General features: G+C 71.0%; 17 protein-coding genes. 6 read left to right on the top strand and 11 right to left on the bottom strand.

Annotated elements, in window-relative coordinates:
• Window positions 1–13: 13 nt before the first annotated feature.
• Genes OIE49_RS27445 through OIE49_RS27435 form a run of 3 tightly spaced genes read right to left on the bottom strand, consistent with a single transcriptional unit; the run spans window position 14 to window position 3,092 of the window.
• Window positions 14–844, bottom strand: a complete 831-nt coding sequence (locus OIE49_RS27445) for a carbohydrate ABC transporter permease (protein ID WP_100572544.1) — start codon at window positions 842–844, stop codon at window positions 14–16.
• Window positions 841–1,776: a carbohydrate ABC transporter permease gene (locus OIE49_RS27440; RefSeq protein WP_326804589.1), complete on the bottom strand. Its 936-nt coding sequence runs from the start codon at window positions 1,774–1,776 to the stop codon at window positions 841–843. The genes OIE49_RS27445 and OIE49_RS27440 overlap by 4 nt, the downstream gene beginning before the upstream one ends.
• Entirely contained in the window at window positions 1,776–3,092 is a 1,317-nt protein-coding gene (locus OIE49_RS27435) for an ABC transporter substrate-binding protein (RefSeq protein WP_326804588.1), read from the bottom strand. Before OIE49_RS27435 ends, OIE49_RS27440 begins: the two co-directional genes overlap by 1 nt.
• 178 nt (window positions 3,093–3,270) lie before the next feature.
• Here OIE49_RS27435 and OIE49_RS27430 point away from each other — a divergent pair, with 178 nt between their 5' ends.
• The 6 genes from OIE49_RS27430 to OIE49_RS27405 all read left to right on the top strand — a co-directional run bounded on the left by OIE49_RS27430 (window position 3,271) and on the right by OIE49_RS27405 (window position 12,098).
• Window positions 3,271–5,709, top strand: a complete 2,439-nt coding sequence (locus OIE49_RS27430) for a glycoside hydrolase family 2 protein (protein WP_326804587.1) — start codon at window positions 3,271–3,273, stop codon at window positions 5,707–5,709.
• On the top strand, window positions 5,706–6,734 hold the full coding sequence (locus tag OIE49_RS27425; protein ID WP_326804586.1) for a LacI family DNA-binding transcriptional regulator: 1,029 nt from the start codon (window positions 5,706–5,708) through the stop codon (window positions 6,732–6,734). The genes OIE49_RS27430 and OIE49_RS27425 overlap by 4 nt, the downstream gene beginning before the upstream one ends.
• Window positions 6,735–6,851: 117 nt before the next feature.
• Window positions 6,852–8,081 (top strand): thiolase family protein, encoded by a 1,230-nt coding sequence (locus OIE49_RS27420; RefSeq protein ID WP_326804585.1) that lies wholly within the window; start codon window positions 6,852–6,854, stop codon window positions 8,079–8,081.
• Window positions 8,078–10,207 carry a 3-hydroxyacyl-CoA dehydrogenase NAD-binding domain-containing protein gene (locus OIE49_RS27415; RefSeq protein WP_326804584.1) on the top strand — a complete coding sequence of 710 codons (2,130 nt, stop codon included), beginning with the start codon at window positions 8,078–8,080 and terminating at the stop codon, window positions 10,205–10,207. The genes OIE49_RS27420 and OIE49_RS27415 overlap by 4 nt, the downstream gene beginning before the upstream one ends.
• 268 nt (window positions 10,208–10,475) lie before the next feature.
• Window positions 10,476–11,555, top strand: a complete 1,080-nt coding sequence (locus tag OIE49_RS27410) for an LCP family protein (RefSeq protein WP_326804583.1) — start codon at window positions 10,476–10,478, stop codon at window positions 11,553–11,555.
• 141 nt (window positions 11,556–11,696) lie between these two features.
• Window positions 11,697–12,098 (top strand): NTP pyrophosphohydrolase, encoded by a 402-nt coding sequence (locus tag OIE49_RS27405; protein WP_326804582.1) that lies wholly within the window; start codon window positions 11,697–11,699, stop codon window positions 12,096–12,098.
• 31 nt (window positions 12,099–12,129) lie between these two features.
• Here the strand turns inward: OIE49_RS27405 and OIE49_RS27400 are convergent, their stop codons facing one another.
• The 8 genes from OIE49_RS27400 to OIE49_RS27365 all read right to left on the bottom strand — a co-directional run bounded on the left by OIE49_RS27400 (window position 12,130) and on the right by OIE49_RS27365 (window position 19,842).
• A complete protein-coding gene (locus tag OIE49_RS27400; RefSeq protein WP_326804581.1) occupies window positions 12,130–12,858 on the bottom strand; it encodes a sulfite exporter TauE/SafE family protein in 729 nt (242 codons plus the stop codon).
• A gap of 123 nt (window positions 12,859–12,981) precedes the next feature.
• Window positions 12,982–13,740 carry a GntR family transcriptional regulator gene (locus tag OIE49_RS27395; RefSeq protein WP_326804580.1) on the bottom strand — a complete coding sequence of 253 codons (759 nt, stop codon included), beginning with the start codon at window positions 13,738–13,740 and terminating at the stop codon, window positions 12,982–12,984.
• Between the two features lie 110 nt (window positions 13,741–13,850).
• Entirely contained in the window at window positions 13,851–14,564 is a 714-nt protein-coding gene (deoC, locus tag OIE49_RS27390) for a deoxyribose-phosphate aldolase (RefSeq protein WP_100572531.1), read from the bottom strand.
• A gap of 171 nt (window positions 14,565–14,735) precedes the next feature.
• On the bottom strand, window positions 14,736–15,191 hold the full coding sequence (rbsD, locus tag OIE49_RS27385) for a D-ribose pyranase (RefSeq protein WP_326804579.1): 456 nt from the start codon (window positions 15,189–15,191) through the stop codon (window positions 14,736–14,738).
• Window positions 15,192–15,236: 45 nt separating this feature from the next.
• Window positions 15,237–16,805: a sugar ABC transporter ATP-binding protein gene (locus OIE49_RS27380; protein WP_326804578.1), complete on the bottom strand. Its 1,569-nt coding sequence runs from the start codon at window positions 16,803–16,805 to the stop codon at window positions 15,237–15,239.
• Complete coding sequence (locus OIE49_RS27375; protein ID WP_326804577.1) at window positions 16,805–17,830, bottom strand: sugar ABC transporter substrate-binding protein; 1,026 nt, start codon at window positions 17,828–17,830, stop codon at window positions 16,805–16,807. The genes OIE49_RS27380 and OIE49_RS27375 overlap by 1 nt, the downstream gene beginning before the upstream one ends.
• A gap of 60 nt (window positions 17,831–17,890) precedes the next feature.
• On the bottom strand, window positions 17,891–18,928 hold the full coding sequence (locus OIE49_RS27370) for an ABC transporter permease (RefSeq protein ID WP_326804576.1): 1,038 nt from the start codon (window positions 18,926–18,928) through the stop codon (window positions 17,891–17,893).
• On the bottom strand, window positions 18,925–19,842 hold the full coding sequence (locus OIE49_RS27365) for a ribokinase (protein ID WP_326804575.1): 918 nt from the start codon (window positions 19,840–19,842) through the stop codon (window positions 18,925–18,927). Before OIE49_RS27365 ends, OIE49_RS27370 begins: the two co-directional genes overlap by 4 nt.
• Window positions 19,843–19,920: the final 78 nt, after the last annotated feature.

The following is a 19,920-nucleotide window of genomic DNA, read 5'->3' as shown; positions in this document are numbered from 1 at the left end:
GTGCCTGGTCGCCCTACCTGGTCGCCCCCTTCATGAAGCCGTTGTAGATGAAGCGCTGAAGGAACAGGAAGACGACCAGGGTCGGCAGGATCACGAGCACCGCTCCCGCCGAGATCGTCTCCCAGTGGGCGCCGAAGGGGCCGCGGAAGCGGAACAGCGACGTCGAGATCACGCCAAGGTCGTCGGAGGGCATGTACAGGAAGGGGATGTAGAAGTCGTTGTAGACGGTGATCCCCTTCACGATCACGACCGTCGCGATCGCGGGCTTCAGCAGCGGGAAGATGATCTTCCGGTAGATCGTGAAGGAGTTGGCGCCGTCCAGGCGGGCCGCCTCGTCAAGGGACACGGGGATCGACCGGACGAACTGCAGGAAGATGTAGATCGACACGATGTCCGTGCCCATGTAGAGGGCGATCGGCGCCCAGCGCGTGTCGAAGAGGCCGAAGCTGTTGACGATCTGGAAGGTCGCCACCTGGGTGGTGACCCCGGGGACCAGCGCGGCGACCAGGAACAGCGTCACCACGAGCTTCTTGAAGCGGAAGGTGAACCGGTCGATGGCGTAGGCCGTCATCGAGCCGATCAGTACCGTGCCGCCGACGGCGAAGAACAGGATGAAGGCCGTGTTGCCGAACGCGGAGAGCATCCGGCCGTCCTGGAACGCCGTGGCGTAGTTGGCGAAGTTCAGCAGGTCGCCGGGGAGCGTGAGCGCCCCGCCGTCGTCGGCCATCTCCTCCGGCGTCTTCAGCGAGGTCAGCAGGACCGCGCCGAGCGGGAGCAGCACGACCACCGACGCGGCGGCCAGCGAGACGTAGACAAGCGTGCGGGCGACGATGCGGCGCGTCATACGAGGTCCACCCTGTCGTCGGGGACGAGGCGGCGCTGCGCCCAGGTCACTGCCAGGACGATCAGCAGCAGCACGACCGCCGCCGCCGAGGCGAGCCCCGTCTTGTTGAACTGGAAGGCCAGCTTCACGGTCTGGATCACGAAGGTCTCGGTGCCGGTCGCCCCGCCGGTCATGATGTACGGGATCTCGAAGGCCGCCAGCGAGCCGGAGACGGAAAGGATCACGGTCAGCGTGAGCACCGGCTTGATGCCGGGCACGATGATGTGCCGGAACTGCTGCCAGCGGTTCGCCCCGTCCAGTTCGGCCGCCTCGTACAGCTCCCCCGGGATGGACTGGATCGCGCCCAGGAACAGGACGAAGTTCAGGCCCAGGTAGCGCCAGACGGAGACCCCGGCGAGAGAGGTGTTCGCGGAGACGGGCGTACCCAGCCAGGCGTGCGAGGAGTGGTGGCCGAACAGGGCCAGGACGGAGTCGAGGGTGCCCCCGTCCTGGAAGAAGTAGAGGAAGACGAAGCCGATCGCGACCCCGTTGATCAGGTACGGGAAGAAGAGCACACCCTTGAAGAAGTTCCTGAACCGCACGTCGAAACTGAGCACGGTGGCGAAGTAGAGGGCGGCGGCTATCTGGACGGCGGAGGCGGCGAGGTAGTAGCCGCTGACGAAGAACACCTCGAACAGCTCGGGGCGGGTGAACAGTTCGGCGTAGTTGTGGGCGCCGGTGTACCGCAGTTCGGGGCTCACCCCGTCCCAGTCGGTGAAGCTGTACGCGACCATGTTGGCGACCGGCACGTAGGTGAAGGTGATCAGCAGCGCGAGCGGGGCGAGCAGGAAGAGCCACGGGGTCAGCCCCCGCCGCACGCGCGCGCGGCGCGGGGCGGGGGCCGGGGCGGCGGCGACGGGTGGCGCGGCCGTCCGGGCGGTGGTGTCCGTCATCAGGACCCCGTGTCCTTCCGCGCCGCGTCCCACTTCCCGCCGAGGTCGCCGAGGAAGCCGTCCAGGCTGCCCTTGCGGGCGCCGCGCGCGAGGTCGACGAGATTCTGCCGGTAGCCGGGCTTGTAGATGCCGACCTCGGACTCGTCGTCGATCAGCTTCACCCGGGCGCCGGCGGTGTCGTCCAGTTCGATGAGCTTCACGCCCGCGTCCGTGTAGGGCGTGAGGACCGCCGGCAGGGGCGCGTCCTTCAGCGGGGAGATGGCGAGGTTGTCCTTGTCGTAGCCGGACTTGTCGGTGAACCAGTCGATCCAGGCGCGGGCCGCCTCCTTGTGCCGGGAGTGGATGTTGACGGCCTGGTTGTAGTCGGGGCCCACGACCCCGCAGAACGTGCCGTCCTTCTGGGCCGGGAAGGGCATGAACCCGATGTCGGCGGGGTCCACTCCGGCCTTCTTCGCCGCGTCCTGGAACTGGATGATCGCCCAGGTGCCGAGCCACTGCGTGGCGATCTCGCCCTTGGCCAGCCGGGCCTTGGAGGCCTCCCAGTTGGTGGTGGTCGGGTCCCGCTCGGCCAGGCCCCGGCGCACGATGTCGTACAGCAGCGTGTCGCCGACCCGCAGGTCGGCGCCCTGCGCCCAGGGGTCCCCCTCGGCCAGCTTCGTGGTCGCGCCGGTGTCGCAGTGCACGGAGCCGTTGACGTAGGTCCAGGAGGTCAGCGGCCACTGGGCGGCGAAGTTGGTGTAGTACGGGATCGCGCCGGTCCTGTCCTTGACGGCCTTCAGATCGGCCAGGAACTCGGCGGACGTGGTGGGCCATCGGGTGATCCCGGCCCGTTCCCAGACCTTCTTGTTGTAGACGAAGCCGGGCATCACGCCGATCGGGCTCTGCCCGTAGACCTTGCCGTCGACGGTGGTGAAGTCGGTGAACCGGTACTTCTCGGCGCGTTCGGCCCGGGTGCCGAGCGAGGCGAAGAACCTCGGGTAGTCGCTCTTCTTGATCACGCCGGGGATCATCAGGACGTCACCGTAGTTCTCGGTGTTCATCCGGATCTTGACCTCGGACTCGTAGTCGGTGAGGGCCTGGAACTCCACCTTCACCTTCGGGTACGTCCGGTTGAACGCGGCGGCGTACTTCTTCATCGTGCCGTCCTGCACCAGGTCGGTGCGCTGGGTGAGGACGGTGATCGTCCCGCTCACCTTCGCGGGGTCCTTCGGCGCCTCGGCGTCCTGCCCCTTGGCGGCGCCTCCGGTGCCGGTGCACCCGGCGAGCAGCAGGGCCGTGGTCGCGGCGGTGGCGGCGAGGAATGTGCGGCGGTTCATGTGCGTCAGCTCCGTTCTGCGGACGGACGAGCACTGCGGATTGGGCCGGTCCTCCGGCCGGGCGGCCGGGTTGGCTGGTTCGGCACTCTGACAGCGCTTTCTCAACCGGTAAAGTCCGAATCTCGCCAACGCCGCTACATCGCAGACCAATTGGGTTGGACCGGTTCAGGGAGGGCGAATGCTTCGGGCCACACCGCTCACCGAGGGATGGATCCTGCGGCACCCCGACGACACGGGTGCGGCGCTCCCGGCGGCCGTGCCGGGCTGCGTGCACACGGATCTGCTGGCCGCGGGACTGATCCCGGATCCCTTCCTCGGCCGGAACGAGGCGGACGTGGCCTGGGTGGGCCGCCGGGAGTGGACGTACGAGAGGCACCTGAGCAGCGCCTCACCGCATGGCTCGGGGCACGAGCGGACCGACCTGGTCTTCGACGGGCTCGACACCGCCGCCGAGATCACCCTGGACGGCGAACCGCTGGGCCGGGTGCGCAACATGCACCGCTCGTACCGCTTCGACGTGACCGGCCGTCAGGGCTGCCTGGCGGTGCGCTTCGACTCCGCGTACACGGAGGCGGAGGCCGTGCGGGCACTGGTCGGTGAGCGGCCCGGTGCCTATGCCGAGCCCTACGCCCATATCCGCAAGATGGCCTGCTCCTTCGGCTGGGACTGGGGGCCGACCCTGGTCACGGCGGGCATCTGGCGCCCGGTGCGCCTTGAGTCGTGGTCCACGGCCCGGATCGACCGGGTGCGCCCTCTCGTCACCGTCGAGGAGGGCACGGGCGTGGTCGAGGCGCACATCGAGGTGGAGCGGACCCGCCCGGAGGCCGAACTCGCCGTCGAGGCACGGGTGGGTGGGGTGCGGGCGCGGGCGGCCGTCGACGGCACGACCGGGGTGGTGCGGCTCCGGGTGCCGGACGCCGACCTGTGGTGGCCCCGGGGATACGGCGGACAGCCGCTGTACGAGCTGGAGTTGACGCTGCTGCACGGCGCGGAGGCGCTGGACGCGAGGCGTCTCCGGATCGGCTTCAGGACCGTGGAGCTCGACACCTCAGCCGACGCGCACGGCACCGGTTTCACCCTCGTGGTCAACGGGGAGCGGCTGTTCGCGCGGGGCGTCAACTGGATCCCGGACGACGTGTTCCTCTCCCGGGTCACCCGCGAACGCTACCGGGAGCGGCTCGGCCAGGCGGCAGCGGCGGGAGTGGACCTGGTCCGGGTGTGGGGCGGCGGGATCTACGAGAGCGCGGACTTCTACGACGCCTGCGACGAACTCGGCCTGCTGGTCTGGCAGGACTTCCCGTTCGCCTGCGCCGCCTACCCCGAGGAGCAGCCGCTGCGCGGCGAGGTGGTGGCCGAGGCGCGCGAGAACGTCGTACGTCTGATGCCGCATCCCTCGCTCGTGCTGTGGAACGGCAACAACGAGAACCTGTGGGGTTTCAGGGACTGGGGCTGGGAGCCGGAGCTGGCCGGCGACTCGTGGGGCGAGGGCTACTACCTGGGGCTGCTGCCCCGGGTGGTGGCCGACCTCGACCCGACCCGGCCGTACACGGCGGGCAGCCCCTGGTCCGGGTCCTGGGCGCACCACCCCAACGACCCGGCGCACGGCACCCACCACTCGTGGGAGGTGTGGAACCGGCGCGGCTGGGCCGACTACCGGCTGAACGTGCCGCGTTTCGTGGCCGAGTTCGGCTGGCAGGCGCCGCCCGCCCACGCGACCCTGCGGCGCGCCCTGCCCGGCGAGGAGCTGGCCCCGGACTCCCCCGGCATGCTGCACCATCAGAAGGCCGAGGACGGCAACGGCAAGCTGGAGCGCGGTCTTGCCCCGCACTTCGCCCTGCCCGAGGGAGACTTCGACCGCTGGCACTACCTCACCCAGCTCAACCAGGCCCGCGCGGTGGCCGCGGGCATCGAGCACTGGCGCGCGCACTGGCCGGTGTGCGCGGGCACCATCGTGTGGCAGCTCAACGACTGCTGGCCGGTGACGTCCTGGGCGGCGATCGACGGCGACGGGCGGGAGAAGCCGCTGTACCACGAGCTGAAGCGGCTCTACGCGGACCGGCTGCTGACACTCGGGGAGCGGGAGGGCGGGCTCGTGCTGGCGGCGGTCAACCAGTCGGCCGCGCCGTGGGCGGGTGAGCTCACCCTGCGCCGGATGTCCGTGGCGGGCGAGGTGGTCGCCGCCACGCACACGGACCTGCGCGCCGCGGCACGCACGGTCGCGGACGTCCGCGTCCCGCCCGAACTGGTGCCGGACGGACCGAAGGAGTTCCTGGTCGCGGACGCGTCGGGGTCCCCCCGCTCGAGCGAGGGCGGGGGTGGCGGCGGCCTGCGCGCCCTGTACTTCCCGGTGCCGGACCGCGACATCCCCTATCCCCGGCCGGAGTTCGACGTGTCCGTGGCGCCGGGAGCGGTCACCGTGACGGCCCGCACCCTGGTGCGGGACCTGCTGCTCCAGGCGGACCGTCTTGACCCGTCCGCGCGGGCGGACACGGGGCTGGTCACGCTGCTCCCCGGTGAACGGGTGACCATCGGGGTCGACGGCTGGCGGATCCCGGGCGGCCAGGAGGCGGCCGAAGCCGTACGGGCCGCCCTGTACTGCGTGGAGCCCGCCCGATGACGGCTCCCCGCGTCACCATCAAGGACGTCGCCGCCCGTGCGGGGGTGTCGAAGGGAGCGGTGTCGCTGGCCTTCAACCGCAAGCCGGGGCTTTCGGAGGCGACCCGCGAGCGCATCTTCCGGGCCGCGCGCGAGCTGGGCTGGGCGCCGAACCCGGCCGCCCGGTCGCTGGCCGGTTCACGCGTGGACGTGGTCGGGCTCGCCATCTGCCGGCCGGCCCGGCTGCTCGGGCTCGAACCCTTCTACATGGAGTTCATCTCGGGCGTGGAGAGCGTCCTCGCCGAGCACTCCTGCTCGCTGCTGCTGCGGCTCGTGCGCGCGCCGCAGGAGGAGGCGGGCCTGCTGGAGACGTGGTGGAAGGCCCGGCAGATCGCGGGTTCGATCCTGGTCGACTTCCGCACCGACGATCCCCGGCCGGCGGTGGCGCAGCGGATCGGGCTGCCCGCGGTGGCCGTGGGCCACCCGTCGCTGACCGGCGGGCTCACCTCGGTGTGGACCGACGACACCACCGCGGTCACCGAGGCCGTGCGCTATCTGGCGGCGCTCGGGCACCGGCGGATCGCCCGCGTCGGCGGGGCTGCGGCGCTCGGGCACACGGCGATCCGCGCGGCGGCGTTCGACACGGCGGCGCGGAGCCTGGGGCTGGCCGGGGCATGGCAGGTGGCGACCGACTTCTCCGGCGAGACGGGGGCGCGGGCGACGCGGTCACTGCTGTCCGCGGCGCCGCCGGAGCGGCCCACGGCGATCGTCTACGACAACGACATCATGGCGGTGGCCGGACTGTCGGTGGCGGCGGAGATGGGTCTGCGCGTCCCGGCCGACGTGTCCCTGCTGGCCTGGGACGACTCCCAGCTGTGCCGGCTGACCCATCCGACGCTGTCCGCGATGAGCCACGACGTGCACGGCTTCGGCGCGGACGTGGCCCGCACGCTGTTCGGCGTCCTCCTGGACGAGGGTCCGGGCCCGCATCCGGTGCCGACTCCGGTGCTGACTCCGCGGGGTTCGACGGCACCGCCGGACGTGTGACGTTCACCGCTGTGGGCGCGGGGACTGGGCAGTTACATTACTCATGAGTAGCATGGGGGTGAGCGCGCGCTCAGCGCTGCGCGGCAGTGCCGTTCCGCACCCTGGAGGAGAGCCATCGTGCCTCGTACCGTCAGGGACGTCGTCTTCGTCGACGGCGTCCGCACCCCGTTCGGCAAGGCGGGCCCGAAGGGCATCTACCACGAGACTCGCGCCGACGACCTCGTCGTCAAGGCGATCCGGGAGCTGCTGCGCCGCAACCCCGGTCTCGACCCGCGGCAGGTCGACGAGGTCGCCGTCGCCGCGACCACGCAGATCGGCGACCAGGGCCTGACCATCGGCCGCACCGCGGGCATCCTGGCCGGCCTGCCCGCCTCGGTGCCCGGCTACTCCATCGACCGGATGTGCGCGGGCGCGCTGACCGCCGTGACCACGGTGGCCGGCTCCGTCGCGTTCGGCGCGTACGACGTCGCCATCGCGGGCGGTGTCGAGCACATGGGCCGCCATCCGATGGGCGAGGGCGTGGACCCCAACCCGCGCTTCGTCAGCGAGAAGCTGGTCGACGAGTCCGCCCTGTTCATGGGCATGACCGCGGAGAACCTGCACGACCGCTTCCCGCACATCACCAAGCTGCGCGCCGACGCGTACGCGGTGCGCTCGCAGGAGAAGGCCGCCAAGGCGTACGCCGACGGCAGCATCCAGGCCGACCTGGTCCCGATCTCCGTGCGCCGGACCACCCCGGAGGGCGGCGAGACCGGCTGGGGCCTGGTCACGGCGGACGAGCCGATGCGCCCGGGCACCACCCTGGAGGACCTGGCGGGCCTCAAGACGCCGTTCCGCGTGCACGGCCGGGTCACCGCGGGCAACGCGGCCGGTCTGAACGACGGCGCCACCGCCTCGATCGTCGCGAGCGAGGAGTTCGCCCACGAGCACGGCCTGCCGGTCAAGATGCGCCTGGTCTCCTACGCCTTCGCGGGCGTGGAGCCGGAGGTCATGGGCTACGGCCCGATCCCGGCCACCGAGAAGGCCCTGGCCAAGGCGGGCCTGTCGATCTCCGACATCGGCCTGTTCGAGATCAACGAGGCCTTCGCCGTGCAGGTCCTGGCCTTCCTCGACCACTACGGCATCGCGGACGACGACGAGCGCGTCAACCAGTACGGCGGCGCGATCGCCTTCGGCCACCCCCTCGCCTCCTCAGGCGTCCGCCTGATGACGCAGCTGGCCCGCCAGTTCGAGCAGCAGCCGCAGGTCCGTTACGGCCTGACCACCATGTGCGTCGGCTTCGGCATGGGCGCCACGGTCATCTGGGAGAACCCACACTTCGAGAGCGCTTCCGGAGGCGACAAGTGAGCACCACCGCTGAGCTGTTGAAGGGCGCGGCCGAGCTGTTCCCGGGCGAGGTCGTCACACAGGCGCACGTACGCCACTTCGACCTGCCCCGGGGAGCGGGCCGCTTCGCCCTCATCACCCTGGACAACGGCCTGGACCACACCAAGCCGACCACCTTCGGGCCGGCCTCGCTGGCGAACCTGGACGCGGCGATCGACCAGGTGGAGAAGGAGGCCGCGGACGGCGAGATCGTCGGCGTCGGCATCACCGGCAAGCCGTTCATCTTCGCGGTCGGCGCCGACCTCAAGGGCGTGGAGCTGCTCAAGGAGCGCGAGCACGCGCTGGCCATCGGCAGGGGCGGCCACGAGGTCTTCAAGCGGCTGTCCACGCTGGCCGTGCCCACCTTCGCGTACTACAACGGCGCGGCGATGGGCGGCGGCGTCGAGGTCGGCCTGCACTGCACCTACCGCACGGTCTCCGCGGCCCTCCCGGCGTTCTCGCTCCCCGAAGTGTTCCTGGGCCTGGTCCCGGGCTGGGGCGGCTGCACGCTGCTGCCGAACCTGATCGGCGCCGACAGGGCCGTCACGGTCGTCATCGAGAACAGCCTCAACCAGAACAAGCAGCTCAAGGGCAGGCAGGTCCACGAACTCGGCATCGCCGACGCGCTGTTCGAGGGCGCGGACTTCCTGGAGCAGTCGCTGGTCTGGACGACGGCGGTCCTCAAGGGCGAGATCGAGGTCGAGCGCCCGGTGATCGACCGGGGCGAGGCCTGGGACCAGGCCGTCGCGCGCGGCCGGTTCATCGCCGACTCCAAGGTGCACGGTGCGGCCCCCGCCGCCTACCGCGCCCTGGACATCATCGCCGCCGCGAAGAACGGCGACCTCCAGCAGGGCTTCGACGCCGAGGACGAGGCCCTCGCCGACCTGATCATGAGCGGCGAACTGCGCGCCGGCATCTACGCGTTCAACCTGGTGCAGAAGCGCGCCAAGCGCCCGGCCGGCGCCCCGGACAAGAACCTGGCGCGCCCGGTGACCAAGGTGGGCGTGGTCGGCGCGGGCCTGATGGCCTCCCAGCTCGCGCTGCTCTTCCTGCGCCGCCTCGAAGTGCCCGTCGTTCTCACGGACATCGACCAGGAGCGTGTCGACAAGGGCGTGGGCTACGTGCACGCCGAGATCGACAAGCTGCTCGGCAAGGGCCGCGTCAACCAGGACAAGGCCAACCGCCTCAAGGCGCTGGTGACCGGTGTCCTGGACAAGGCGGAGGGCTTCGCGGACGCCGACTTCGTCATCGAAGCGGTCTTCGAGGAGATGGGCGTCAAGCAGAAGGTGTTCGCCGAGGTCGAGGCGGTCGCCCCGGCGCACGCGATCCTCGCCACCAACACCTCCTCCCTCTCCGTCACGGAGATGGCGTCGAAGCTGAAGCACCCCGAGCGGGTCGTCGGCTTCCACTTCTTCAACCCGGTCGCGATCCTGCCGCTGCTGGAGATCGTCCGCGGCGAGAAGACCGACGATGCCTCGCTGGCGACCGCCTTCGGGGTGGCCAGGAAGCTGAAGAAGACCGCGGTCCTGGTCAAGGACGCCCCGGCGTTCGTCGTGAACCGCATCCTGACCCGCTTCATGGGCGAGATCCAGAACGTCATCGACGAGGGCACCCCGGTCGACGTGGCGGAGCGTGCGGTGGAGCCGCTCGGCCTGCCCATGTCCCCGCTGGTCCTGCTCGAACTGGTCGGTCCGGCGATCGGCCTGCACGTCTCGGAGACCCTCCACCGGGCCTTCCCGGACCGCTTCACGGTCTCCCCGAACCTCAAGGCGGTCGTCGAGGCCGGCAAGCGCGGCTTCTACGTGTACGACAGCGGCAGGCCCGAGCTGGACCCGGAGGTCGCCGCCCTTCTGAAGCAGGGCGACAGCGTCCTGACGGAGGAGCAGGTGCGGGCGCGGGTGCTCGACGCGGTCGCGCAGGAGATCGGGCTCATGCTTGACGAGGGCGTCGTCGCCGAGGCCCAGGACATCGACCTGTGCCTGATCACCGGCGCCGGCTGGCCCTTCCACCTGGGCGGCATCACGCCGTACCTGGACCGCGAGGGCGTGTCGGAGCGCGTGAACGGCAGGCGGTTCCTGGAGCCGGGGGTGGCGAGCGTCCCGGCGTAACGCCTCCCGGCCCGCAGCGGCCCCGCACCGCCGTCCGCCCCTGTCGCTCATCGCAGCGGCAGGGGCGGACGCGTACCGCGGGTCGATCCGCGGGCGTTCCGCGGTGGAGGGGACACGACGCCGCTGCCGCGGCCGGCGGTCACTTCAACTCCCTTACGCACAGCGCGTGATGTACGCCACTGCCGTACAACGCCCCCCATGGGTCACGGGTCTGTCCGATAGCCCGAGCGCTCCCTGCCCGGGCATGAGGAGACGAGGACAGCGCGCGATGACAAACCCAGCCGTAGAGAGCCCCCGCGGCCCGCACCGCCCCGACCAGGAGGGGACTCCCCGTCGCCGGCGCCGCACCGGCCGGTGGATCCTGCTCTCACTGGCCGTGCTGGTCGCGGCCGGGGCGGGGACCGTGTACTGGCTGTACAGCGGCCTGGACAACAACATCAAGGGCGTCGACATCGACCAGGCCATCGGTGACGACCGGCCCGAGAGGCTGCCCACGTCCGGGCAGAACGTCCTGATCCTCGGCTCCGACTCCCGCGCCGGCGCCAACGCCGCGCTCAACACCGGCAACGTCTCCGGCGCCCGCTCCGACACCGCGCTGATGATGCACATACCCGAGGGCCGCACCCAGGCCGTCGCCATCAGCATTCCCCGCGACACCCTGGTGACCCGGCCCGAGTGCACGAAGTCCGACGGCACGGCGGTGGCGTCGGCGAAGCGCGTGATGTTCAACTCCATCTACGGACAGGTCGGTCCGGCCTGTGTGGTGAAGACCGTGGAGCAGATGTCCGGCACCCGCGTGGACCACTACATGGAGATCGACTTCTCCGGCTTCCAGGGGCTGGTGGACGCGATAGGCGGGGTCACCGTCACCGTGGACCAGGACATCCACGACAAGTCCAGCGGCCTGGACCTGACCGCCGGTACCCACCGTCTGGACGGCACCCGGTCCCTGCAGTTCGTCCGCACCCGGCACGGCATCGGCGACGGCAGCGACCTCGGACGCATCAGCCTCCAGCAGCAGTTCATGCTGGACCTGCTGAGCGAGATCAAGAAGCAGGACCTCCTGGGCAGCCCCACCAAGACGTACAAGATCGCCGACAGCCTCACCGCGGCCCTCACCACCGACTCCGAGCTCGCCTCCCTCACCAAGCTGGCGGAGTTCGGGCGCAGCCTGAACGGGGTCGACCCGTCCAGCATGGAGACGATCATGCTGCCGGTGAAGTACGACAAGATCGACCCCAACCGCGTGGTGGCCGCGGAGCCCCAGGCGACCGAACTGTGGGAGGCGCTCCGCACCGACTCGACCATCCCGGAGTCCGCCAGGAAGTCCCCCGCGACGGGCGGTTGATCCGCCCAGCGGGTCGGGCTCGTCCACGGGCCGGCGTCCGCCGGGCGGGACGGGGCGGGCGGGACGGGCGGGAAGCCCGCGGGCGCGCCACGTCATCGACACTGGTACCGCGTCTGATCCCGACGGAAGGACCGAACCAGGATGCCGACCCTGCTGATCGTCGACGGGGCCAACGTCGTCGGCTCCGTCCCGGACGGATGGTGGCGCGACCGGCGGGCCGCCGCCGAACGCCTGCGCGACCGGCTCGCCGGGTACGTCGAGGAGGGCGTTCCCGGCGTGCCCGGTCCACTGGAGATCGTCCTGGTCCTCGAGGGCGCCGCCCGGGGCGTGCCGTCCCTGCCCGGCGTACGGGTCGAGGAGGCGTCCGGCAGCGGCGACGACCACATCGCCCGGCTGGCCGCCGCCACGGCGGACCGGTCCCGCGTGGTCGTCACCGCCGACCGCGAACTGCGCCGCAGGGTGACCGCGACGGGCGCCACCGCCGTGGGCCCGCGCACGGTGTACGGCCCCGGCGGCCAGGACGCCTCCGGTCAGGAGCGTTGAGCGCGGGACCGGGCAGGGCTCGGAGACCGGGTCAGCCCAGCGTGGCCTGGTACAGCGCGGCGCAGGCGCTGGCGACCAGTACCCCGAGGACGATCTTCTTGAAGCGCGCGGGGTCCGTGCGGGTGAAGAGACGGTCGCCGAGCCACCAGCCCACCAGCAGACCGGGGAGCCCGGCGGCGGTCAGCAGCAGGCTGTCCCCGGTCAGCCGGCCGACGGCGAGGAACCCGGCGAGGGCCAGGGCGTCCTGGACGCAGAAGGTGGCCTGGAGGGTGGCCCGGAACTCGCGGGGCGTCAGGCCCATGGCCTGGAAGGCGGCAACCAGCGGCGGCCCGTTCATGCCGGTCGCGGTCAGCAGCGCCCCGCTGGCGACACCCGCGGCGACGGTGGGCCCGGTGCCGCGCCGGAAGGTCAGGCCCCGGCCGATCAGGACGGCGAACACCAGCACCACGCAGGCGATGAGGACGGACAGCGAGCGGGCGCCCAGCACCGTCACCGCGAGCAGCCCGAGCGGCATGCCCACCAGTCCGGCTCCGCTCACCAGGCCCGCGGTGCGCACACTGACGTGTTCCCTCTGGTGGACGCAGACCGCCAGAGAGAGCACCCCGCCCAGCGCGGTGACCACGACGACGGCGTTCTGAGGGGTGGTGAGCAGGGTCAGCAGCGGCACCGCCACCAGCGCGAACCCGAAGCCGCTCAGCGCCTGTGCGAACGACGCCAGCGCGGTGACCAGCGCCACCTCGGCGATCAGGGTGGTCGTCACGTGCTCCCTCTCCGGCCCGCTGCCGACGGGGTGACCCGTCCGCCCCTGTACCTCCCGCACATTACCGAGCGGGAGAGCGCGCACCGCCTCTCGGGGGCACCCGGAGAACGCCCGGCACCGTCCTCATCTGCGCAGCAGCAGCGAGGTGACCCGCAGCCGGCCGCTGTGGATCCATACATCCGAGTACTCCACCGGCCGGTCGTCGGCGAGGTAGGTGACCTGCTGGAGATACTGCACGGGCGCGCCCTCGGGCAGTGACAGGGCGTCGGCGACATCGGCGGTGGCGGCCTCCGCGCTGAAGGTCCGGCGGGCCGTGGCGATCTTCAGTCCATACGTGCCCTCCAGGACCCCGAAGAGGCTGGAGGCGGTGAAGTCCACCTCTTCGATGCCGGGCGCGACGTCCGTGCGCACGAAGTTGAACAGCAGCGCGACCGGGCCTTCGCCGGTGCTGCGCACCCGCACCAGGCGCAGCACACGGGTGCCGGGAGCGACGTCGAGCAGGGCCGCGACGGGCCGGGGCGGAATGATCAGCGAGCACTCCCGCACCGACGTGGTGGTGACCACGCCCTGGCTGGCGAAGTCCTCGGACAGGGTGCTCAGCTTCTGGGCGATGGCCGGTTCGATCGTCGTCGAGGTGACGAACGTGCCGCGCCCGCGCACCTGCCGGAGCAGGCCCTCCTCGATGAGCGTGGTCAGGGCGCGCCGCAGGGTGCCGCGGCTGACACCGAACTCCTGAGCCAGTTCGGGCTCGCTCTTGAGGCGGTAGTGCGCCGGCCACTCGCCGCTGGCGATACGCAGTCGGATGTGCTCCGAGATCTGGACGTGGATCGCCGTGGGGACGTCACGCTTGATGCCCGGAAGCCCCCCTTTGTCGGCCGTCACAGTTGTCGCATCTCCTTCTCCGGTCTCACCGGAGGACGGGCGTCGCTCCGGAAAATGGGGAGCCGCACCCCGGCCGCGAGATGCGGGCGGGGTGCGGCGGCAGTGGCCGGTCAGTAGCTGACGGTCGACTCGTCACCGGTGTCGGCCACGATCGCCAGGCCGGCGCTGGTCCCGAGCAGGGAGGCACCCGCGCGCAGGAGTTCCAGGCCCTGCCGGTAGGTCTTGATGGACCCGGACGCCTTCACCTGAACCCCGTTCCGCGCCCGGTCAACAAGGTAGCGAACGCTCGTCGGATTCGCAGTCTCGATCTGTCCGCTGCTGGCGTTCTTCAGGAAGGCGGCGCCCGCCTCCATGGCGAGCTCGACGGCGGCCTCCTTCTCGTCGTCGGTGAGCAGCGGCAGTTCCAGCATGACCTTGACGGGCAGGCCCGAGGCCCGGACCACGCCCGCGATGTCCTCGCGGAAGTCGTCGTAGCGGCCGCTCTTGAGCCAGCCGATCTGGACGCCGATGTCGAGCTGGGTCGCGCCGAGCCGGGCTATCTCCGCGGCCTCGGCGGCCTTGCCCGCGCTGGTCATGACGCCGACGGTCGGGAAGTCCAGGGCGGAGGCCACTCCGACCCCGGTGCCGCGCAGTTCGGCCGCCACGACGGGCAGCCAGGACGCGGGAACCATCGCGGCGTTGAAACCGTGGGTGACCGCCTCCTGGGCGTGGGCGACCATGTCGTCGCGGGTCGCATCCGGATCGATCTTGGTGTGCTGGATGTAGGGAGCCAACTCGGCAGGGGTGAGGTCGAGTTCGGCTGCGATGGCGGTCGTGGTGGACACGGAGTGATCTCCCTGTGTGGAGGGCGGTGGGGCACCCGGCGAATCGGCCGCCGGGTGCTTTCGACGGACGGGCCGTCGCAGGAAAACAGGAGCCGGGACGTGGGGTCCGGCGGCCGCGTACGAGCCGTGGCGGCGTACCGGCCGGTGGGCGGTGTACAGGCCGGCGGGGGCTCAGAGCCTGGACGCGTAGTGGTCCGGGACGACGACGCCCTCGCCGCCGAACCACCTGGGGACGTCGACGCCGCAGAACAAACCGATGTTGCCCCAGGGTTCGAAGGCTCCGGTGCGTACGACGACCTTGGCCTGCCGGGCCAGTTCGCCGAGGACCTCCGCGTGCGGACGGGTGGTGAACTCGGCGCCGGAGAAGCGTTCGCGCAGCCACGCGTCCAGCCGGGGGTTGTGGGTGGGGACGTCCTCGGCCCGGACCACGCCCTCGACGACCAGTTCGTCGGCGATGAGCCCGAGCACCGTCCGCAGGTCCGGCAGGTTCTCGGCGAGGGCGAGATCGACGCGGTGCGCGTCCCGCGGGATGGGGAAGCCGGCGTCCACGACCAGCAGCAGGTCGGTGTGGCCGAGCGTGGCCAGGGCCCCGCTCAGTTCGGCGTTGAGGATGCCGGAGCGTTTCACGGTGGGTTCCTTTCGGTGGGTTCTTGCAGGTCGGACTGTGCGTTTTCAGGCCGCCGCCGGCGTCGCTCCGGTCGCGAGGGCCATGATGGATTCTTCGGTCGCCTCCGCGGTGTCGACGATTTTCACCAGCCGGCCCTCGCTCATCACGGCGATCCGGTCGGTCAGGGTCAGCAGTTCGGGCAGGTCGGAGGAGGAGCAGAGGATCGCCAGGCCCTTCTGGGCGAGCGCGAACAACTGCTCGTAGATCTCGGCCTTCGCCCCGATGTCCACGCCGCGGGTGGGCTCGTCGAGGATCAGCACATCGGGGTTGATCGCCAGCCAGCGTCCGAGTACGGCCTTCTGCTGGTTGCCGCCGGACAGGCTGGTGATGGGCTGGTTCATGGTGGCGGTCTTGACCCGCAGCTGTTTCGCCTGGTCGGCGGCGCTCGTGTCGAAGGCACGTCGGCGGACGAGCCCGAACCGGCTGAAGGTCCTCGTGGTGAGCGCGCCGATGTTCTCGCCGACGCTCATGGTGGTCAGCAGCCCCTGGGCGCGGCGCTCGCCGGGCACGAACGCGAGCCGGCGTTCGACGCTGGCGATCGGGTCGCGCCGTTCGTAGGGCTTGCCCAGCAGTTCCACGGTGCCGCCGGTCCCCCGGTCCCCGCCGAAGAGGTTGTGCAGCATCTCCACCCGGCCGGAGTCCGGCAGTCCGGCCACGCCCAGGATCTCGCCGGGGCGCAGGTCGAAGGAGACGTCATTGTGCCGACGCCCACTCAACTCCCGTACCTTCAGAACGGGTTCGCCGGAGGACTCGGTGCTGCGCTCCGCGCGGCGGGTGAACTGGCCCAGTTCACGGCCGACCATGGCGGCGACCGCCTGGTCGGGGGTGGTGTCCGCACTCCGCCAGGACGCGACGTGGGTGCCGTCGCGCAGCACCTGGATGTGGTCGGCGAGGCGGAAGACCTCGGGCATGCGGTGGGAGACGTAGAGCATGGTCGTCCCGGCCGCCTTGAGCTTGTCCATCAGGGCGAACAGCCGGTCGGCCTCGGCCGGGGTGAGCATGGCCGTCGGTTCGTCCAGGATCAGCACTCGGCAGCCCCGGGCGATGGACCGGGCGACCACGATGAGCTGCTGGGTGGCCAGGTCCAGGGTCCGCACGGAGGCGTTCGGGTCCAGGCTGAGGTCGAGTTCGGCGAGGAGCTCGGTGGTGCGCTCCAGCATGCGGCGCCGGGAGGGGAACCAGCGGTTGCCCGGCTCGACCCCGCTCAGCACGTTCTCCGCCACGCTGCGGTCGGGCAGCAGCGACAGCTCCTGGGGGACGATCGCGACGCCGTGCCGGCCGAGCATGGTGCTCGGGTCGAAGGACGTGACCTCCTCGCCGAAGACGGTGACGCTCCCGTCGCTGGGCGGCTGGAGGCCGGCCAGGATCTTGAGCAGGGTCGACTTGCCGGCCCCGTTCTCCCCCAGCAGGGCGGTGACCTCGCCGGCCGGGACGTCGAAGGAGACGTCGCCGAGGGCACGGACCGGACCGAAGTTGCGGGACAGGCCGCGAATCCGGACGGCCGGGACGGCGGCGGGCGGGCCACCGGGAGGCGCCGAGCCGCCCGTGGCGGCGTCGCGGGAGGCGGCGCTCATCAGTCCTCCACCGTCGCGGCGTCGAGGTTCTTACGGGTGATGAACTGCGCGCCGGTGTCCACACCGGCGATCTCGGTGCCCTTGGTGAGGAAGTCGTACAGCACCTTGACCGCCTGGTAGCCCTGCTCGGACGGGTTCTGGCTGATGGTGAAGTCCAGGACCCCGCGGTCGATGTACTCGGCGGTCTGGGTGAGCAGGTCGAAGCCGCCCATGGTGATGGCGTCGGCGCGTCCGGACTGGGCCACCCACTTGGCGGCGGCCGTGGTCGAGCAGCAGTCGAGCCCGGCGACGGCCACGACACCGGACTGGCCGGACATGGTGGACTCGACGGTGTTGTACGCGGCGTTGGGCTCGTTGCCGACGTTCACCGGTCCGACGACCTTCAGATCACTGTCGGCCAGGCCCTCCTTGAAGCCGTTGAACCGGTCGTGCGACCAGCCGGCGCCGGTGTCCACGGAGAAGACGACGACGGACTTGTCCTTGCCGGTGCCCTTGAGGTCCTTGAGCAGTTGTTCGGCCTCGGCCTTGCCGGAGGCCTTGAGGTCCTGGCCGACGAAGCCCATCTGCTGGGAGTCGGGGTTGTCGGTGTTGAACGAGATGATCGGGATGCCCGCCTTGTAGGCCTGGCTGATGACCGGCTTCAGCGCGTCGCTGGAGGCGGAGGAGACGGCGAGCCCGTCCACGGCCTTCTGCTGGATGAGCGTCTGGATCTCGGAGACCTGCTTGGCGGCGTCGCCGCCGGTGGGGCCTATGAGGGAGACGTCGGCCCCGAGTTCCTTGCCGGCCCGCTTCATGCCCGCGCCGATCGGCGTCGCGAAGGCGAGGGACGGGTCGTGGTAGCTCAGCTTGATACGCATCGGCTTGTGGTCGTCGACCCGCTGCTGGATGTACGGGGCGAGCTTGAAGGAGCCGTCGCTCGAGCCGGCTGAGTCGCCGGCGGTGACGGCGCCGCACGCGGTGAGGGTGAGCGCCGCGGCTGCGGCCGTCGCAGCAAAAAGGGATCTGAGGAGGGTGCGCGGGGACATCGTGACTCCCTTGTCGTGTCCGTGAGTCTGCGTCTGCGTGAGGTGGGAAGCGGGCGGCGGTCAGGCGCGGGTCTTGCGCTTGCGCTGCCAGGTGTCGGCCGCGACGGCGGCGACGATGACGAGACCGGTGACCACGGTCTGCCAGAAGGAGGAGATGCCCTTGATGTTCAGGATGTTCTGGAGCAGGCCGATGAAGGCGACGCCGATGACGGTGCCCCACATGGTGCCGGAGCCGCCGAAGAGGGCCGCGCCGCCGATGATGACGGCGGAGATGACGGTGAGTTCCAGCCCCTGGCCGGTCACGCCCTGCACATAGGAGAGGAAGGACAGGCCGAGTACGCCGGCGAGGCCGGCGGTGAAACCGGACAGGACGAACGCGGTGAGCTTGACCCGCTTGACGTTGACGCCGACGAGGCGGGCGGCCTCCTGGTTGCCGCCGACCGCGTAGGTGTTGAAGCCGAAACGGGAGCGGGACAGCAGCACCACGCCGAGGGCGGCGACGGCGGCGAAGAAGACGAACTGCATCGGGACCACCCCGAAGAGCCGTCCCTGGCCGAGGAGGTTGAACTCCGCGACCCCGGGCCGGGAGGAACTCAGGGAGATCGGGGCCCCGTCGGAGATGAGCAGGGCGATACCGCGGAAGACGCTGAGCGTGCCGAGGGTGACGATGAAGGACGGCACGCCGAGGACCACCACCGCCAGCCCGTTGAGCAGTCCGGCCAGGGCGCCCACGGCCAGTCCGACGAGCATCGCCGCGGGCCAGCTCCAGCCGTCCGAGATGAGCAGGCCGGTGGAGATCGCGGACAGGGCGTAGGTCGAGCCGACCGAGAGGTCGATCTCGCCGTTGAGGATCACGAAGGTCGCACCGACGGCCATGATGCCGATCTGCGCGATCTGCTGCCCCACCGAGAGCAGGTTGTCGGACTGGGCGAAGGTCGGCGAGAGCACGGTGCCCAGCAGGAAGAGCAGGACGAGCGCGGCGAAGACGCCGGCCTCGCGTGCGTGCAGCAGCCTGCGCAACGCGAGCGGGGCCTGTCGTGCCGGTCCGGTGGCCGACGGCGCCGCGGCGGTCGGGGGTTTCGAGGTCGTCGAGGTCACGGGGTTCTTCCAATCCGGGCGTTCAGCTGGTCTCGGGTGGGCAGGGCGGGGACGACGCCCGCGATCGTCACGGTGTGGGCGCCCGCGGCGGCGGCGAACCGGGCCGCCCGGTCGAGGGGCTGCCCTTCGGCGAGGGCGACGGCGAGGGCGGCGGTGAAGGAGTCGCCGGCGCCCGTGGTGTCGACGACCGTCCCGGCCGGGTGCGGTGGCACCGCGGTCACCCCGGAGGCCTGGGCGATCAGGGCGCCCTCGCCACCCCGGGTGAGGACGGCGGCGCCCCCGGTGCGTTCCCGCAGGGCGTGGACCAGTTCCTCGTCGCTGAGCCCGTGACCCTCGTCGAGGCCGAGGAGGACGGGCGCCTCCGTCTGGTTCGGCGTGATCACGTCGATGAGCGGCCAGCACTCGTCGGGAAGCGGACGGGCGGGCGCGGGGTTCAGCAGGGTCCGCGTACCGGTCTCACGGCCCAGACGGAGCGCGGCGGCCACGGCCTCCTCGGGGATCTCCATCGACACGACCAGGATGTCGGCGGAGGCGATCTCGGCGCGGAAGGGTTCGACGGCAGCGGCGTCCAGTTCGTCCAGGGCGCCCGGTGCGATGGCGATGCGGTTCTCCCCGGACGGTTCGACCAGGATGAAGCCGACCATCGTGGGGGCCCCGGCGGTCAGCACATGCTCGGCGCCGACCCCTTCGCGCTGCCACAACTCGCGTGCGGAGCGGCCGAAGTCGTCGTCGCCCACGGCGGTCAGCAGCGAGACCTCGGCCCCCAGCCGGGCGGCGGCGATGGCCTGGTTGCTGCCCTTGCCGCCGGGGCCGGGATCGAACACCCCGCCCGAGACGGTCTCACCGGCGGCGGGGGCCTTGGGGACCCGCATGGTGAGGCCGGCTCCATAACTTCCGACAACCGCGATCTTCATGGGCGCACCGCTTTGTGTATGGACAACCATGGACAAGCGAGATCGTAGGTACAGGGATGTCCATAGTCAACGGTTGTC

The organism is Streptomyces sp. NBC_01788 (genome assembly GCF_035917575.1).
Lineage (GTDB): Bacteria > Actinomycetota > Actinomycetes > Streptomycetales > Streptomycetaceae > Streptomyces.
The sequence above is the reverse complement of the archived record's forward strand: the minus strand, read 5'-3'. Positions and strand labels throughout refer to the sequence as shown.

Coding starts and splice junctions, on each gene's coding strand:
- OIE49_RS27445 (WP_100572544.1), bottom strand. CDS start 844: ATGACGCGCCGCATCGTCGCCCGCACGCTTGTCTACGTCTCGCTGGCC.
- OIE49_RS27440 (WP_326804589.1), bottom strand. CDS start 1,776: ATGACGGACACCACCGCCCGGACGGCCGCGCCACCCGTCGCCGCCGCC.
- OIE49_RS27435 (WP_326804588.1), bottom strand. CDS start 3,092: ATGAACCGCCGCACATTCCTCGCCGCCACCGCCGCGACCACGGCCCTG.
- OIE49_RS27430 (WP_326804587.1), top strand. CDS start 3,271: ATGCTTCGGGCCACACCGCTCACCGAGGGATGGATCCTGCGGCACCCC.
- OIE49_RS27425 (WP_326804586.1), top strand. CDS start 5,706: ATGACGGCTCCCCGCGTCACCATCAAGGACGTCGCCGCCCGTGCGGGG.
- OIE49_RS27410 (WP_326804583.1), top strand. CDS start 10,476: ATGACAAACCCAGCCGTAGAGAGCCCCCGCGGCCCGCACCGCCCCGAC.
- OIE49_RS27405 (WP_326804582.1), top strand. CDS start 11,697: ATGCCGACCCTGCTGATCGTCGACGGGGCCAACGTCGTCGGCTCCGTC.
- OIE49_RS27380 (WP_326804578.1), bottom strand. CDS start 16,805: ATGAGCGCCGCCTCCCGCGACGCCGCCACGGGCGGCTCGGCGCCTCCC.
- OIE49_RS27375 (WP_326804577.1), bottom strand. CDS start 17,830: ATGTCCCCGCGCACCCTCCTCAGATCCCTTTTTGCTGCGACGGCCGCA.
- OIE49_RS27365 (WP_326804575.1), bottom strand. CDS start 19,842: ATGAAGATCGCGGTTGTCGGAAGTTATGGAGCCGGCCTCACCATGCGG.